The organism is Phaeacidiphilus oryzae TH49 (genome assembly GCF_000744815.1).
Taxonomy (GTDB): domain Bacteria; phylum Actinomycetota; class Actinomycetes; order Streptomycetales; family Streptomycetaceae; genus Phaeacidiphilus; species Phaeacidiphilus oryzae.
On record NZ_JQMQ01000005.1, the window covers coordinates 513482 to 529203 of the forward strand.

Consider the following 15722-nt stretch of genomic DNA (forward strand, 5'->3'; position numbering starts at 1 on the left):
GGTGGCGCCGACCGGCCCTCGCTCATCTCCTGCGGTTCCCGGCGCCGGTCAGACACCGATCCCGATCTGCTGGCCGAACGGCTGCCCCTGCTGCTGCCCGAACGGGCCGCTCTGGCCAGGCTGGCCGATCTGGCCGAGCTGGCCGCTCTGACCGATCTGGCCGGCCAGGTGGGACTGCGCGACGTACTGGGCGATCTGCTGGGCGTGCCGGCCGACGGAGACCAGCGTCGCGTGCAGCACCGGCGCGGTCCGCCGAGCGGACTCCACCAGTACGTTGCCCCACGCGTACTGCGGGAGCTGGCCCTGCTGCTGAATCGCCATCAGTGCCTGCGGGTCCATCCGCAGCTGCTCGGTCACCGCCGACAGCGCCGCTTCGGCGGTGCGCAGCGACACGTCGGTGACCACCTGCGGCAGCAGCTGGCCGAGCTGGTGCTGGATCTGGTGGCTGATCTGCTGCTGGATCTGCTGCACGATCTGCTGTGCCTGGCTCGCCTGGTGCGCGCTGTACGGCTGCTGCTGCATGCCGAACGGCTGCATCTGCTGCTGCCCGTAAGGCTGCTGCCCGAAGGACTGCGGCCCGAACGGCTGGTGCCCGTACGGCTGCTGCTGGCCGAACGGCTGCTGCTGCCCGAACTGCTGGCCGAACGGCTGCTGCCCGACCCCCTGCTGGTGGATCAGATGCTGCGACTGCGGCTGCTGGCCGTACTGCTGCTGGCCGAAGGGCTGCTGCTGCGGCTGCTGGCCGAACTGCTGCGGCCCGAACGGCTGCTGGCCGAACGACTGCTGCTGACCGTACTGCTGCTGGGGGGTGTAGACCGACATCGAGCTCCTCCTCGCGTCCCGGGGACGAATCGGCAGGCCCGGATTGGGTCCGTCGCCAGACACCTAAGCACCAACCGCGGATGCCGCCTACACCGTGGAACGCCCGCCCACTGGGGGAATCTTTGACCGATGGCGAGCACGCTCCGCCGCTGCCGCCCGCCCCTCCGGCGACAGTGCCGGGCCCCCTGTGGCGGCCGTGGTGGGCGTTGCCCGTCCGGCAGCGTTGTCGGGCGGCCGGGAACTGCGCGGGTCACTCCGCGCGACCGGCGCCGCCCCGGCCGGCCCGCCGTTCGCCCCGATGCCGACGGGGCGTCACCGGCCCGGTCGCCGCGCTCGGATTCCCTTCACCCGCCGGGCCCAAATCTCCACGCGGCACCCGAAAGCGGATCCGCCGTACGCCGGTTCCGCTTGCCGTCGCCGACGGGGGTCCGGCCGGTCAGCCGCCGACGGCCGTCTGCCAGCGGCGTTCTCCGTCGTGGAAGCGGTCCGTCGGCCGGAGACCGACCGCGGCGGCCACGGCGGCGGAGGCCGCGTGCTCGGGGTCGATGTGCGCGACCAGCTCGGCGACGCCCTCGTCGGCGAGCCGGCCGGCCAGCGCGCGGGCGGCCTCGGTGGCGTAGCCCCGGCCCTGCCAGGCCGTGCCGATCACCCAGGCCAGCTCGGCGGTGCGCGGGCCGCGCCCGCTCGCCCCGCTGACGGTGGCCTGGACCGTGCCGGCCAGCCGGCCCTCCGCGCGGACCCGGACGACCCAGTTCCACCAGACGACGTCCGGGTCCGGAGATCCGGCGGTCAGCCGCCGGTAGCGGGCCAGCAACTCCTCGGGGGTGTCCGGCCGGCCGCCGGTGAACTGGTGGAGCGCCTGGTCGGAGAGGACCTCCGCCATCTCCGGGGCGTGCCCGACCGCCAGCGGCAGCAGGTCGAGCCGGGGGGTGGCCATCGGCCGGGACCGGAGCTGCGTCATCGCGCCGACGATACGCCCCCGGCCCCGACCCGGCCCCGCCCCCGGCCCCGCCCCCGGCGTCGGCGTCGGAGTCCGGGCGTCGAGCCAGGTCGGCCGGGCCCTCCGGGCGTATAGGCTCGTCGCGTGGCGAGGACGGCGAGCACCGCGGGCACGACGGGCACGGCAGGTACGGCGGGCACGCCAGGTACCGCGGGCACGCCAGGTACCGCGGGCACGCCAGGTACCGCGAGCGCGGATCAGCAGACGGTACGGCGCGGCCCCGGCCGCCCTCGGGAGCAGCGGGTCGACCGGGTGGTGCTGGCCGCCGTCCTCGAACTGGTCACCGAGCAGGGCATGGACGCCGTGACGATGGACGCCGTCGCGGCCCGCGCGGGCGTCAGCAAGCCCACCATCTACCGCCGCTGGCCCACCAAGCAGGACCTGATCGTGGCCGCGGCGGAGACCCGGGTCGGCCCGCTGGACATCCCGGACGCCGGCGACTTCCGGTCCGAGCTGAGGGCGCTGCTGGAGTCCCGGCTGCGGGTCTACCGCGCGGCGGGGACCGACCGCCTCCTCGCCGAGCTGATCGGCACTGCCGGTCGCGGCGGCCCCGAGCGCTCGGCCTATGCCGGCTACGCCCAGCGGGTCACCGAGCAGACCCGGCTGATCCTGGAGCGCGGGATCCGCCGCGGCGACGTCCGGGAGGACGTGGACGTGGCGACGGCGGCCACCATGGTGGCCGCCCCGATGGTGTTCCGCCTGGTAGGCGAGCGGCTGCCGCTGAACCAGCGCTTCGTGGACGAGCTGCTGGAACTCCTGACCCACGCGTTCGGCGCGGGCGGCACGGCAGCCGCGGCGGACTGACGCCGAATCTCCCCTTGCCCCGCCCTTGCGGCAGCCCGGGCTGATATCGATACTTCCAGTAACGAAACAAAGCCGCCCCTCACCGCGGAGGACGCCATGACCACCGTTCCGGCACCGGCGACACCGGCCCCCGTGCTCGACAAGCCGCTGATGCGCTACGGACGGCGCACCCTGGAGCGCAACGCCCCCGGCCGCGAGCCCGTCGAGTACCAGCTGCTCACCGTCCACCCGATGACCCCGCACCTCGGCGCCGAACTCGGCGGCGTCGACCTCTCCCAACCGATCGGCGCCGAGCTCGCCGACGAGATCCGCGCGGCACTGCTGGAGTGGAAGGTGGTCTTCTTCCGCGACCAGCACTCCTTCGCCCCCGAGCACCAGCGGGCACTGGCCGCCCTGTGGGGCGAACCGGAGGAGAACCCCTTCTTCCCCAAGGGCCAGGGAGTCGGCGTCTCGCGCCTCGCCAAGGACGCGACGGCGGTCGGCAATGAGAACATCTGGCACAGCGACCACTCCTTCATGGCCAACCCGGCACTGGGCTCGGTGCTGCGCGCCGTGGAGGTCCCGCCGGCCGGCGGCGACACCATGTGGGCCGACATGGGCGCCGCCTACGACAACCTGCCGGACGAACTGAAGCAGCGGATCGAGGGGCTCCGCGCCGAGCACGACTGGGTGCCCAGCTGGGGTTCGATGATGACGGAGGAGCAGATCGCGAAGCTGCGCGAACGGCTGCCCGCCGTCCAGCACCCGGTGGTGGTCCGCCACCCGGTCACCGGCCGCCGCCTTCTCTACGTCAACGAGCCGTTCACCACCCGGATCGTCGGCCTCTCCGCGGAGGAGAGCCGCGAGCTGCTGGACGAGCTGGTGCTGCAGGCCCGCATCCCCGAGTACCAGGTGCGGTTCCGCTGGCGGGCCGACTCGGTGGCGATCTGGGACAACATCGCCGTCCAGCACTACGCGATCAGCGACTACTACCCGGCCCGCCGGGTGATGGAGCGGATCGCCATCGCGGGCGTCCCGCTGTCCTGAGCCGTGCAGCGCCGCAGGTCCGCGCCCGGATCGCCGCCTGCAAGTACCCGCGCGAGCTCCGGCTCGCCGACGCCCTGCCCAAGGGCGCCACCGGCAAGACCCTCATGCGTGAGATCGCGGGCGACGAAGCCGCCGGGACCGGCGGGCGCCATGGACTCCCCCTCCGGCACGCCGGCTCCCCCACCGCCCCCTGCGGCACTCCCCGAGCAGACGTCAAGCACCGTAACAGCGGCCACTGACAACCGGGAGGCAGCCGAACGGCCGCCGCGGGGCCCTCGGCCTCAGCCCTCGCCGACCGGGAGGTCTCCGCGGTTCCAGGAGCCCAGCACCATCAGGGTCCGGGTGCCGATCACCATCCCGGAGCCGCGCAGCCGGTCGACCACCCGCTGGAGGTGGTCGAGGTCCCTGACCCGCATGTGGACGAGAGCGTCCAGGTCCCCGGCGATGGTGAACACCGCCTGCACCTCCGGGAGTTGGCCGGTGATCCGGTGGATGTCCCGGATGCTGGTGCTGCCCGCGCAGCGGACCTCGGTGAAGGCCTCCACGCCCCAGCCGAGCTTGGCGTGGTCCACCTCCACGGTGAAGCCGGTGATCACGCCGTTCGCCCGCAGCCGGTCCACCCGCCGCTTCACCGCGGCCACCGAGAGGCCGACCTCAGGGGCCATCTCGGAGTAGGTGCGCCGGCCGTCCGCCTTGAGCAGGCGCAGCAGTCGGCGGTCCGTCGCGTCCAGCTCGTCCGCCGCCACCGGCTCCCCCTCCGCAGACCATGCGACCTCACGCAATCAAAGCGAGCGATGCGGCCGCTGTCCATCGGTTCTTTGCGTCTTTCCGTTGACCGGCGGCGGACTCCTTGCGTGCGTCCCCGCCGATTGGTGTGCTGAGGATCATCGGGATCCCGCGCCCGGCCCGCGAACGACCACGCCCCCCGGCCGACCCCGCCCCACGACCGTCCACGCCCGTGGAGGAACTGATGCCCGCCCACACCGGCTCCCCTTCGCTCGACGACCGCTACACCGCCTCGGCCGGCCGCGCCGTCCTCACCGGGGTGCAGGCGCTGGTCCGGCTCACCCTGGAGCAGCGGCGGCTGGACCGGGCGCGCGGCCTGGACACCCGCGGCTTCGTCACCGGCTACCAGGGCTCCCCGCTGGCCGGGGTGGACCGGGAGATGGCCCGGGCGGCGCGCTTCCTGGACGAGGACGGGGTGGTCTTCCAGGCCGGCCTGAACGAGGAGCTGGCCGCGACGGCGGTCGGCGGCACCCAGCTCCTCCCCCGTCTCCCCGGCCGCCGCCACGAGGGCGTCACCGGCTACTGGTACGGCAAGAACCCGGGCCTGGACCGGGCCGCCGACGCCATCCGGCACGCCAACACGGCCGGCACCGCCCCCCTCGGCGGCGCGGTGGCCTGGATCGGCGACGACCCGGAGTGCAAGTCCTCCACCCTGCCCAGCTCCTGCGAGCAGCTGTGCCGCAGCCTCAACCTCCCGCTCTTCGCCCCCGGTTCGGTCCGCGAGGTGATCGAGTACGGGCTGCACGCGGTCGCCCTCTCCCGGGCCTCCGGCCTGTGGACCGGGATGAAGATCGTCGCCGACGTGGCGGACGCCTCCGCCACCGTCGACCTGGCCGGCCTCGCCCGCGGCGTCCCCGAACCGGACCGCTCCGCCGCCGGGCGGTCCCATCTGCTGGTCGGCGCCTCGGCGCTGGACGCCGAGGAGGACCTTCTGGTCCGCCGGACGGCGATCGCCCGCGGCTACGCCCGAGAGCACGGCCTGAACCGGATCACCGCCTCGGCCCGCCGCCCCACCCTCGGTGTGATCGCCTCCGGCACCTCCTTCGCGGTGGTCCTCCGCGCCCTCCAGGACCTGGGCGTCGGCGAGGCCGAGATCGAGGGCCTCGGCCTCCGGCTGATCTCCCTCGGCCTGCCCCACCCCCTGGACCCGGACCACCTGGCCGAGTTGACGGAGGGCGTGGACCGGCTGCTGGTGGTCGAGGACAAGACGGCCTTCCTGGAGTCGTCCGTCAAGGAGGCCCTGTACGGCCGCGCCGGGGCACCCACCGTCCTCGGCCGCCGGGACGCCGAGGGCCGCCCGCTGCTGCCGGTCCGCGGCACCCTCGGGGGCGAGGACGTGGCCAGGGCCCTGGCCGGACTCCTCGGCGCCGACCGGCTGCCGGCCCGGGCGGCGGCGGTGCTGGAGCGCCCGCGCCGGTCCGGCGGCGGCCCGCGGCTGCTGCCGGTGGTCGCCGCCCGCACCCCGTACTTCTGCTCCGGCTGCCCGCACAACACCTCCACCCGCACCGATCCGGACACCCTGGTCGGCGTCGGGATCGGCTGCCACGCCATGGTCACCATGGACACCACCGGCAACCGCGGGAACCAGATCGGCCTCACCCAGATGGGCGGCGAGGGCGCCCAGTGGTTCGGTCTGGCCCCCTTCACCGACGACCGCCGTTTCGTGCAGAACCTGGGCGACGGCACCTTCCACCACTCCGGCTCGCTGGCCGTCCGCGCGGCCGTCGCCGCCGGGGTGACCATGACCTTCAAGCTGCTGTACAACGACGCGGTGGCGATGACCGGCGGCCAGACGATCGAGGGCCGGCTGGACGTCCCCGCCCTCACCCGGCTGCTGGCCCTGGAGGGGGTGCGCCGGGTGGTGGTCACCACGCCGGAGCCGGAGAAGTACCGCGGCATCCGCCTGGACCCCCGCGCCTCGGTCCGCCACCGGGACGGACTCAACGCCGCCGAGCGCGAGTTGGCCCAGGTCGAGGGCGTCACCGTGCTGATCCACGACGACCGCTGCGCGGCCGAGGAGCGGCGGCTGCGCAAGCGCGGCCGGCTGCCCGCGCCCCGGGCGAAGGTGGTGGTCAACGAGCGGGTCTGCGAGGGCTGCGGGGACTGCGGCGACCAGTCCTCCTGCCTCTCCGTGCAGCCGGTGGAGACCGAGTTCGGCCGCAAGACCCGCATCCACCAGCCGTCCTGCAACTCGGACCTGAGCTGCCTGAAGGGCGACTGCCCGTCCTTCCTGCTGGTCGAGCCGGGCCGGGCGGCGGGGGCGGCGGCGAAGCCCGGCTCCGCCACCGCCCGGGCCGACGGCTTCCCCGAACCGCCGGTCGAGCTCCGCGAGCCCGAGTACGGGGCCGCGGGCGGCGCCGCCGGCCGCGAGGTGCTGGTGCGGATGCCCGGCATCGGCGGCACCGGCGTGGTGACGGTCTCCCAGATCCTGCAGACCGCCGCCCACCTGGACGGACTGCACGCGGCCGGACTTGACCAGACCGGACTCGCCCAGAAGGGCGGCCCGGTGGTCAGCGACGTCCGGATCGGCAAGGACCCGATCACCGGCGCGGTCCGCGCCTCCGGCGCCACCGTCGACCTACTGATCGGCTTCGATCTCCTCGGCGCCGCCGCCGAGGCCAACCTCGCGGTCTGCCACCCGGAGCGGACGGTCGCCGTGGTGAACACCGCCCTGGTGCCCACCGCCGCCATGGTCACCGGCCGGACCGCCGTCCCCGGTGGACCGGGGGACGCGCTGGCCCGGATCGCGGACGCCACCCGCGCCGACGCCCTCACCCCGATCGACGCCCAGGCCCTGGCCGAGGAGCTCTTCGGCGACCATATGCCGGCCAACCTGCTGCTGCTCGGTGCCGCCTACCAGCGCGGCCGGCTGCCGGTGAGCGCCGAGGCGATCGAGCGCGCGGTCCGCCTCAACGGCGCTTCGGTGGAGGCCAATCTGACCGCCTTCCGCTGGGGCCGGGCGGCCGTGCTGGACCCGGAGGCGGTGGCCGCCGCCCGCCGCGCGGACACCCGCGAGGAGGCGGCCGGCGGGCCGACCGACTCCCTGGAGGAGGCCGTCGCCCTCCGCACCGCCGATCTGACGGAGTATCAGGACGCCCGCTACGCCGAGCGCTACGCCCAGGCCGTCGGCCGGGTCGAGGCGCTGGCCACGGAGCGGGCCGGGGCCGAACCCGGGCGGCGGATCGCCCTCGCCTTCGCCCGCTCCCTCCACCGGCTGATGGCCTACAAGGACGAGTACGAGGTCGCCAGACTCCACCTCGACCAGGCCGAACAGGCCCGGCTCCGCGGCGAGTTCGGACCGGACGCCCGGGTGTCGGTGCTCCTCCACCCGCCGGTGCTGCGCGCCCTGGGGATGAAGCGGAAGATCCGGCTGCGCCGCACCGCCGTCCCGGCCTTCCGCGCCCTGCGGGCCGCCCGCGGCCTCCGCGGCACCCCGCTCGACCCCTTCGGCCGTACCGGACTCCGCCGTAGCGAACGCGAGTTGGCCGCCGAGTACCAGCGGCAGCTGCGCACCGCTCTGGGCCGGCTCACCCCAGAGACCGCCGAGGCGGTGCTGCGGATCGCCGAACTGCCGCAGCAGATCCGCGGCTACGAGCAGCTCAAGGAGACCCGGATCGCCGAGTACCGCGAGCGCACCCGGGCCGCGTTGGCGGAGCTGGCGGAGCCGGCGGAGCCGTCCGAGACGGCCGCCCCCGCCGAGCCGGCTCAGTCCTTGTAGTCCGGCGCCACCCGCTCGACCAGTCGCAGGAGGGCGCCCCAGGCCAGGTCGTAGCCGATGTCGTCCTGGAGGTCGGCGTCGGCCCGGCCGTCCCCGGTGAGCTGCCGGGCGGTGTACTCGCAGACCTCCGGCGAGGGCACCGCCAGGGGGACGCCCCCGGCCTGCGCGGTCACCTGGATCTCACAGGCCTTCTCCAGGTAGTACATCCGCAGGAAGGCGCGGCCCGCCGTCTCCCCCGTGGTCAGCAGGCCGTGGTTGCGCAGGATCAGGGCGTGCCGTTCGCCCAGGTCCCGGACCAGCCGCCGCTGCTCGTCCAGGTTGAGGGCGAGGCCCTCGTAGTCGTGGTAGCCGACCCGGTCGTAGAACTCCATCGACATCTGGTTGAGCGGCAGCAGCCCGTCCCGCTGGGCGGCCACCGCGCAGCCGGCCCTGGTGTGGGTGTGGAGGACGCAGTGGGCGTCCGGGCGGGCCCGGTGGATCGCGCTGTGGATGACGAACCCGGCCGGGTTGACCGGATGCGGGGTCGGCTCGACCGGATTGCCGTCCAGGTCGATCTTGACCAGGCTGGAGGCGGTGATCTCCTCGAAGAACAGCCCGTAGGGGTTGATCAGGAAGTGGTTCTCCGGGCCGGACAGCCGCTGCGAGATATGGGTGAAGATCAGGTCGGTCATCCGGAAGTGCGCCACCAGCCGGTACACCGCGGCGAGTTCGCGACGCAGCCGCGACTCCTCGGCGGCGTCGGCCGCCGCCGGCCCGCCCTGGGCGAGGACTTCGGTCATGACGTGACTCCTTCGAAGAGGACGACGGATCCGGGCGGCCCACCTCCGGCGCCCCTCGGCAGTCTCCCCACGGGCGCCGCCCTCCAGTCCCGCGAGTCTCGGCGGCAGGCCGTCGGCGGCGAGCCGACCCGAGTCGGGGGACGGACCTCGGGGGACGGACCTCGGGGGCGGACGACAAGGGGCCGTCATATCTCCCGGATCCGCTGCCTCCACCACGCGGCGGCATGCCAGGAACTCGCGGACGCGGCCCAGGGGTTGGGCAGGGTACGACGAAGGAACTCCTCATCGAGTCGGGCGACGATCCCGCGCAGTTCGCCCCGCGCCCTCGGCGGCAGTCGGCGGAGGGCGCCCTCAAGGATGTCCCGGGCTTCCGTCGGGTCGCAGCAGGGGCAGTCATTCCACGGCAGGAAGAGGTACCGGCCGGGCTTTCGGAGGAAGTCCGCGTATCGGCGCAGAGCCTCGGCGACCGCCCCAGGCCCCGGATACCGGGCTTCGACCTGGTCGATGGCCGCCTGCGTCCGGCGCGTGACGCCCGGAACCCGGCGGACGGAACGGGACGTGCTGCGGGCCGGCCACTCTCGAGCGCGGACGGCGCCGGGCGGCCTACGCGCCATCGGCCTTTCGGGTACGCGTCATGGCGCCCATCATGCCAGGACCCGCTACCGCGGTCAGCGGGGTTTCGGGCCTCACGTCCGCGTGCGCTCCTCGCTGCCCGCGCGGCCGGTCGCCGGGCCGTGATCGGCGCGTGGAGCCGCTCCCCGGTGACCCGTCCTACCGATGCCTGAGCACCCAGGCGCAGCGCCGTGCGTACAGCCGCTGGAAGACCGGGACGAGCGGGCCGGCGGCGCGGGTGTACCAGGCTGCCGGGCGGCTGAACGCGGTGAGGGTGAACCAGCAGGTGCCGTCGGGGTCCAGTTCGGCGACGAAGGACTCCTCACCGCACTCCGGGTGGCCGGGGAGGGTGCCGTAGGCGAAGCCGACGCGGTTCGGCTCCCGCAGCGTCCAGACCACCTCGCAGGGGGCGGTGACGCCGAACCGGCCGCGGCCGAGGAGGATCTCCAGGCGGACGCCGGGGGCCGCCCGGTCCGCGGTGGCGCGGACGCCGACGCCGACGGCCCGGTGCATCCGCCAGTCCAGTATCCGCTCCCCGACCTCCTCGAACCGCTCCCGGCCGCGGCCCACCGGGGAGCGATGGGCCAGCCACCGGTAGCCGCCGGGAAGCTCGCCCCGGGTGGCCCCCACCTCCGGATAGGTCAGTCCGCCCGCCATCGCCGTCCTCCGCCCCCGCGGTCACTGCCGCTGTCGCTGCCGCCGCCGTCGGCGCTATTGTCCGCCCGCCGGAGCCGCGGCCGACGCCCGGCCTCCCCGGTCGGCGGCCGCCTCGGCGCGGAGCGCCGCCGTCCGGTCCGGGTCGGCCCGCATGTGCGCCACGCCGCTGCGGACGCCCCACACGTAGAAGGCCAGGGAGACCGCCGCCACCAGCACGCTGTCCCAGGGCGCGGGGATCAGGCGGTGGCCGCCGAAGGTGCCGAGCAGCGACAGCGCGTACATCGCCGCGAGGTACGCCGGCAGCCAGATCCCGGCCCTGAGGTCCACCGTGCGGTCCCGGCGCCGGAGGTAGCCGAGGGCGAAGACGACCAGTCCGACCACCACGATCGGGATCGTCTTCAACAGCGTCGTCCACCCCGCCCAGAAGATGACCAGTGAGGAGATGGCGAACGCCGCCGGGGCGATCCAGCCCATCCCGGTGAGCCGGGCGTCCCGTCCGGCGATCTCCAGCCGGCGGAAGGCCGTCACGGAGACCGACCCGATGGCGAAGGTGAAGACCGCCAGCGTGCCGGTCACCCCGATGATGGCGTGCCAACTCGGCAGCGGCAGCAGGAAGGCGAGCCCGACCACGAAGTTCACCGCGAGCGCCCGGGCCGGCACGCCCCACCGGGAGTGCACCCGCACCGTCCACTGGGGGAAGAAGCCGTTCTTGGCCAGGCCGAAGGTGTTCCGCGCGTTGGAGGCGGTGTACACGATCGCAGAACCGGACGGCGAGACCATCGAGTCGGCGATCAGAATCCAGTACAGCCAGGTCATGTTGAGCATCATGGCCAGGTCGGCGAACGGCGAGTCGAGGTTGACCCCGTGCCAGCCGTGGCCGAGGAGACGCCCCGGCACCGCGCCCAGGAACGCGGTCTGCAGGGCCAGGTAGAGCACGATGCACACGACGATGGTGGTGATCAGCGCCCGCGGCACGGTCCGCCGCGGATCCCGGGCCTCACCGGACAGCTCGATCACGTTGCGGAACCCGGTGTAGGCGAAGACCATCCCGGCGGTGGCGATCGTGGACAGCGCCGCGGACCAGCCGTAGGGGGCCGGGCCGCCGTGCGCGGAGCCGAAGTTGCCGCCCTGGAACCCGCTGACGATCAGCGCCACCACGGTGAGGGTGGGCACGAACACCTTGATCGCGGTGATGAGGTTGTTGGTGCGGGCGAAGAGCGCCACCCCGAAGTAGTTGACCACCACGAAGACCAGCATCAGCCCGATCGCGGCGAGCACGCCGAGACCGGTCAGCTGGGTGCCGCTGTAGAGACCCGGCAGATAGGCGCTGGCGTACTGGAGGACCCCCGCGGCCTCGGTGGGCGGGTTGCCCACGTACGCCACCCACATCGACCAGCCGACCACCGCGGCGGCCAACCGCCCGTTGGAGTACAGCGGGTAGCGCACCAGCCCGCCCGACTCCGGCTTCACCATGCCGAGTTCCGCGAAGACCAGGGCGACCAGCAGCATCACCAGGCCGCCGATCACCCAGGCGAGCAGCGCCGCCGGGCCGGCCGCCTGCGCCGCGTACATCGAGGCCAGCAGCCAGCCGGAGCCGATCACGCTGCCCACGCCGGTGGCCAGCAGCGACCAGAAACCCAGCCGCCTGCGCAGCAGTTCGTCCTGTCTCGTGGGCACTGCGGAGTCGGTGTCCGTGGCCATCCGCGTGGCCTCCCCCTCTGATCGCCGGGCCTTCGTCATCTCCCGACTACCCAGGGGCGGTGAGGTCAGTCCGGGTCGGCTACCGCCTGCCGTCGGCCCGGCGGCCGCGCCGCATGAAGCCGTAGGCCAGCAGCATCCCGACGGCCGCCATGATCAGCAGCAGCAGCCACAGCGGGCAGCTCAACGAGGCGGTGAAGAAGTCGATGCTGACCCGCTCGCGGTTCTGCGCGATGAACACGATGGCCAGGATGGCGATCACCGCGGCGATGATCTGCTTGGCGCCGGGGCGCGGCCTGGACGACCTGTGGGCCGAGCCGCCGCCCGAAGTCGCCTGGGGTGAGGCTGACATGGTGCACCGTCCTCTGCTGTCCGAACCGACCGCCGACCGCTCAGGACGACCGGCGGCGCGCCCCCGCCCCCCAGGACGACACGTCGACCAGGAGGCCGAGGAGGACGAACACCCAGCCCCAGCCGGTGACGCCGAAGAGCGGCGAGTAGGCCAGCGCGTACATCAGGGTGGTGAGCGGCAGGAACACCAGCCCGGCCAGCGGGATGAGCAGGGAGTCGTGGAACGCCAGGTGCACCCGCGTGGTGAAGAGCCAGGTGAGGAGCAGCGCGAGCCGTGGGAACGATCCCGCCAGCAGCAGGAGCACACACCCGCAGCCCATTCCGCCCTCCAGTCCCCGCCGCGGCGATCGCCGCTGCGCGTGATCACCACAATATCCGACAAAAGGACTGATAGCGGACATTGATGACGTCACGCGTCCGGCTCGGCAAAGACGCGGGAGCAGAGAGCCCAGATGAGGAAGACCCCGATGCCGATGTTGATCACCGCCCAGAACGGCTGGTACGGCAGCCACATGAACTGGGCCGGCACCATCAGCGCGGTGATCACCACACCGAGCACCCGGCCCCAGGCCTGCCCCAGCAGGACGCCGACGCCGGCCGCGACCAGCAGCACACCGATGGCCAGATGGATCCAGCCCCAGGCGATCAGGTCGAACCGGAAGACGTACCGGCCGACGTTCGCGTAGACGTCGTCCTGGGCGATCCCGGCGATGCCCTGCAGCACGCCGAGGATGCCGTAGATCAGCATCAGCACGCCGCCGAAGAACCGCCCGCCGGAGAGGAGGCCCTCTCCCGCACCGGGGTCGGGATCCGGATCGGACCAGGACGAGGACGACGAGGACGAGGACGAGGACGACGACGGGGACGGGGACGAGGGATCGGTCATGAGCGCTCCCGTGGAAGGCCGCCCACCCGGGCGCCCCGCGCCCGACGGCGTGGCTGGTTCATCCCTCCACCATCCGTGCGCCCTCGTCCGGACCGCCGCATGGACCGGCCTTCCGGGTGAACACCCCTCAGAGGGCTCAGCCCGCCGAGTGGTTCGGCCCCCGCGCGTCCTCCCCGACGGGCCGCGTCAGCAGCTGGCCGACGCCGAAGGCCACCACCGCGGCGACCACGATCAGCGGCATCTGGTTGTGCGCGTCCGGTCCGAGGAGCAGCACGGAGAGCACCGTGCTGGAGAACGGCAGCCCGGTGAGCACCGCCGCGGCCGCGGTCATCCCCACCGCGAGCGCCGGGGTGACGCCGAGTCCGGGCAGCCCCGCGCAGGCCACCCCTACCGCGGCGCCGACCAGCACCGCCGGGAAGATCGGCCCGCCGCGCAGGGCGCCCAGGCTGATCCCCCAGGCCAGTCCCTTGCACAGGACCAGCGCCACCAGCGCCGCCAGCGACCAGGCATGCGGGTCCGCCGCCAGCTCGACCAGGGTCTCCTCGCCGGACAGCGCCGCCTGCCCCGGCGGACGACCGGTGAGCAGCCCGAACACGGCCAGGCAGGCGCCGACCGCGAGGGCGCAGGCGAGGGTGCGCGGGGCGGTCCGCCGCCCGGTCCAGTCATGGGTGCGGAGGCCCAGACTCCTGGCCCCCGTGACCACCGCCGCCACCAGCGCGGCGATCAGCACTCCCCAGAGGAAGTCCCCGGCGTCCGGGGTGGTGTCCGGCGGGACGTGCGGCAGCGAGAGCGCCCCGATGCTCAGCCCCGTCCAGTGCCCGAAGCCGGTGAAGACCAGTGCCCCGGTCGCGCTGGCCAGCAGGGCCGGCAGCAGCAGCGCGGTCAGCCGCCCGCCGGCCAGCCCGGCCGACTCCACCACCAGCACCGCGGCCACCAGCGGGCCGCCGAGGATGGTGGAGATGGCCGCCGTCGACCCGGCGCCGGCCAGGATCGCGCCGGCCCGCGGATCGCCGCCCTGCCCGGTGAGCGCCCGCATCCGGCCCAGGGCCAGCAGCGCCAGGCCGCTGCCCAGTCCCATCAGGGGGCTCTCCGGGCCGAGGCAGACGCCCAGCGGCAGGGTCGTCAGCGCCGCGAGCACCACGCCCGGGAGTTCGCGCGGCCCGATCGGCTCGCCCCCGCCGAGCCCGAAGACCGGGGCGTGCCCGCCGCCGCCCGGCATCCGCGTGACGATCGGCACCAGGATCAGTCCGGCCAGCGCCAGCGCGGGCAGCGGCCACCACCACGGCGCCTGGTGGAATCCGACCGCGAGCGGCAGCTGCTGCCAGACCTGCCGGGACAGCCAGTTCTGCAGTCCGACGAAGAAGAAGCAGGCCAGCGCGATGGGCACGCCGAGCACCCCGCTGAGGAGCAGCAGCCTCAGATAGCCAGGGCTGAGCAGCACACCGCGCAGCTCGATCTCCGGTCCGGCCCCGGCCGCCACGGACCGCTCCTCCCTGCCTCCCCCGCGCGCAGCACACGCGTGCGGACGCGCCTCCGGGCGCCGCGGACGCGGTGTCCCTGGACGCAAGCCTGCCGCCGAAGCCACCAGCGCCCCCGCATCCACGCGGCACCACCGGGCACACCCATCCGAACGGCCCAAGGGCGACCGCCCCAGGCCCGCGGGGCGTCACGCGCGGGTGGCGGGCTCCGGCGCGCCGAAGCGGGCCAGGCAGTGCCAGACCTTCTTCAGGTCCTGCGGGTCGTATCGGCCGCTGCGGACGGCGTCGCCGATGATCCGCGGATCGAGCAGCCCGTCCACCGCGATCGCGGCGCCGAGCTCGACGAACCGCGGGCCGCGGAACCCCGGACGGCGGCGCAGCTCGGCCACCGTGAGCCGGTAGCCCGGGTGCCACTCCACCGGGCAGGGCAGCCGCCGGGCGGCCTCCTCCACCTCGGTGCCCCGGTAGGCGGGGTCCAGCACCAGGGCCTCCACGTCGCGGTCGATCCGGACCGGGCCGTGGACGTGCGCCTCGACGTACGAGTCGATCGGGTCCCGCAGCCCGGCGGCCGCGTCGGCCTCGGCCGCCTCGATCAGAGCGCAGCGCTCGGCGGTGCCGAAGTCGGTCGGCTCGTCGACGCTGTCCGGGTAGCAGAAGGTGGTCCGGCCGAGGGTCCCGGCGCTCAGCCTCAGGCAGGAGGAGCCGAACCTCGGTGCGGCGCCCGCGACTCGGCGGCGGAAGTCCAGCGCCCCGTAGACCGGGCGCTGCTCGGCGGAAGCGCTGTCGTACGCGCCGGCGAACATCCGGCTCTCCCAGCGCCAGCGGTCTCCTCCGGGGTGGGCGGTGAGGCCGCCGTTGCTGGTCCCGGTGCTGAACTGGGAGCGGTAGCGGCCGTCCTCGGCCAGTGCGGCCAGGATCGGCCGGCCGTCGGGGCCGGCGCGGTCCGGGTGGAAGTTCAGGGTCACCCGCAGCGCCGGGTCCAGCGGCCCGCCGCGCGCCCGGCGGGCGACCGCGAGGAGGGCCCGCCGGTGGGCCTCCGCCGGACGGTCCCTGCCGTCTGCCGCCGCCGCTGCCGTCGCTGTCATCTCAGCAGTGTCGCCCACCG

The 15722-nt window shown here is 74.1% G+C and carries 14 protein-coding genes; 3 read left to right on the forward strand and 11 right to left on the reverse strand.

Features of this window, described 5'->3' with window-relative positions; genetic code table 11:
• Window positions 1–48: 48 nt before the first annotated feature.
• Both BS73_RS34435 and BS73_RS06605 read right to left on the reverse strand, forming a co-directional pair.
• The gene (locus BS73_RS34435) at window positions 49–822 is read right to left on the reverse strand and encodes a hypothetical protein (RefSeq protein WP_051939582.1); all 774 of its coding nucleotides are present in this window, start codon (window positions 820–822) and stop codon (window positions 49–51) included.
• 436 nt (window positions 823–1258) lie between these two features.
• A complete protein-coding gene (locus BS73_RS06605) occupies window positions 1259–1783 on the reverse strand; it encodes a GNAT family N-acetyltransferase (RefSeq protein ID WP_037570413.1) in 525 nt (174 codons plus the stop codon).
• 123 nt (window positions 1784–1906) lie between these two features.
• Between BS73_RS06605 and BS73_RS06610 the strand changes: the two genes are divergently transcribed.
• Window positions 1907–2626 (forward strand): TetR/AcrR family transcriptional regulator, encoded by a 720-nt coding sequence (locus tag BS73_RS06610; protein WP_084703848.1) that lies wholly within the window; start codon window positions 1907–1909, stop codon window positions 2624–2626.
• A 96-nt stretch (window positions 2627–2722) separates the two neighbouring features.
• Window positions 2723–3652 (forward strand): TauD/TfdA dioxygenase family protein, encoded by a 930-nt coding sequence (locus tag BS73_RS06615; protein WP_037570414.1) that lies wholly within the window; start codon window positions 2723–2725, stop codon window positions 3650–3652.
• Window positions 3653–3933: 281 nt separating this feature from the next.
• On the opposite strand, the gene BS73_RS06625 is transcribed toward BS73_RS06615, so the two are convergent.
• Window positions 3934–4398 carry an Lrp/AsnC family transcriptional regulator gene (locus tag BS73_RS06625; protein WP_037570416.1) on the reverse strand — a complete coding sequence of 155 codons (465 nt, stop codon included), beginning with the start codon at window positions 4396–4398 and terminating at the stop codon, window positions 3934–3936.
• Between the two features lie 224 nt (window positions 4399–4622).
• On the opposite strand from BS73_RS06625, the gene BS73_RS06630 reads away from it, so the two are divergent.
• A complete protein-coding gene (locus tag BS73_RS06630; protein WP_037578490.1) occupies window positions 4623–8156 on the forward strand; it encodes an indolepyruvate ferredoxin oxidoreductase family protein in 3534 nt (1177 codons plus the stop codon).
• Here the strand turns inward: BS73_RS06630 and BS73_RS06635 are convergent.
• The 8 genes from BS73_RS06635 to BS73_RS06675 form a co-directional block, all read right to left on the reverse strand.
• Complete coding sequence (locus tag BS73_RS06635; RefSeq protein WP_037570417.1) at window positions 8144–8935, reverse strand: class II aldolase/adducin family protein; 792 nt, start codon at window positions 8933–8935, stop codon at window positions 8144–8146. The genes BS73_RS06630 and BS73_RS06635 overlap by 13 nt on opposite strands.
• Window positions 8936–9706: 771 nt before the next feature.
• A complete protein-coding gene (locus BS73_RS06645; protein WP_037570418.1) occupies window positions 9707–10204 on the reverse strand; it encodes a DUF1990 family protein in 498 nt (165 codons plus the stop codon).
• Window positions 10205–10258: 54 nt separating this feature from the next.
• Window positions 10259–11905, reverse strand: coding sequence for an APC family permease (locus BS73_RS06650; RefSeq protein WP_037570419.1), 1647 nt, complete (start codon window positions 11903–11905; stop codon window positions 10259–10261).
• A 79-nt stretch (window positions 11906–11984) separates the two neighbouring features.
• Entirely contained in the window at window positions 11985–12254 is a 270-nt protein-coding gene (locus BS73_RS06655) for a lipopolysaccharide assembly protein LapA domain-containing protein (RefSeq protein WP_051939586.1), read from the reverse strand.
• 40 nt (window positions 12255–12294) lie between these two features.
• Window positions 12295–12558 carry a hypothetical protein gene (locus BS73_RS06660; RefSeq protein WP_051939588.1) on the reverse strand — a complete coding sequence of 88 codons (264 nt, stop codon included), beginning with the start codon at window positions 12556–12558 and terminating at the stop codon, window positions 12295–12297.
• A gap of 104 nt (window positions 12559–12662) precedes the next feature.
• On the reverse strand, window positions 12663–13139 hold the full coding sequence (locus BS73_RS06665) for a DUF7144 family membrane protein (RefSeq protein ID WP_037570421.1): 477 nt from the start codon (window positions 13137–13139) through the stop codon (window positions 12663–12665).
• Between the two features lie 136 nt (window positions 13140–13275).
• Window positions 13276–14619 carry a chloride channel protein gene (locus BS73_RS06670; protein WP_037570422.1) on the reverse strand — a complete coding sequence of 448 codons (1344 nt, stop codon included), beginning with the start codon at window positions 14617–14619 and terminating at the stop codon, window positions 13276–13278.
• A gap of 186 nt (window positions 14620–14805) precedes the next feature.
• Entirely contained in the window at window positions 14806–15702 is an 897-nt protein-coding gene (locus BS73_RS06675; RefSeq protein ID WP_051941345.1) for a DUF3626 domain-containing protein, read from the reverse strand.
• Window positions 15703–15722: the final 20 nt, after the last annotated feature.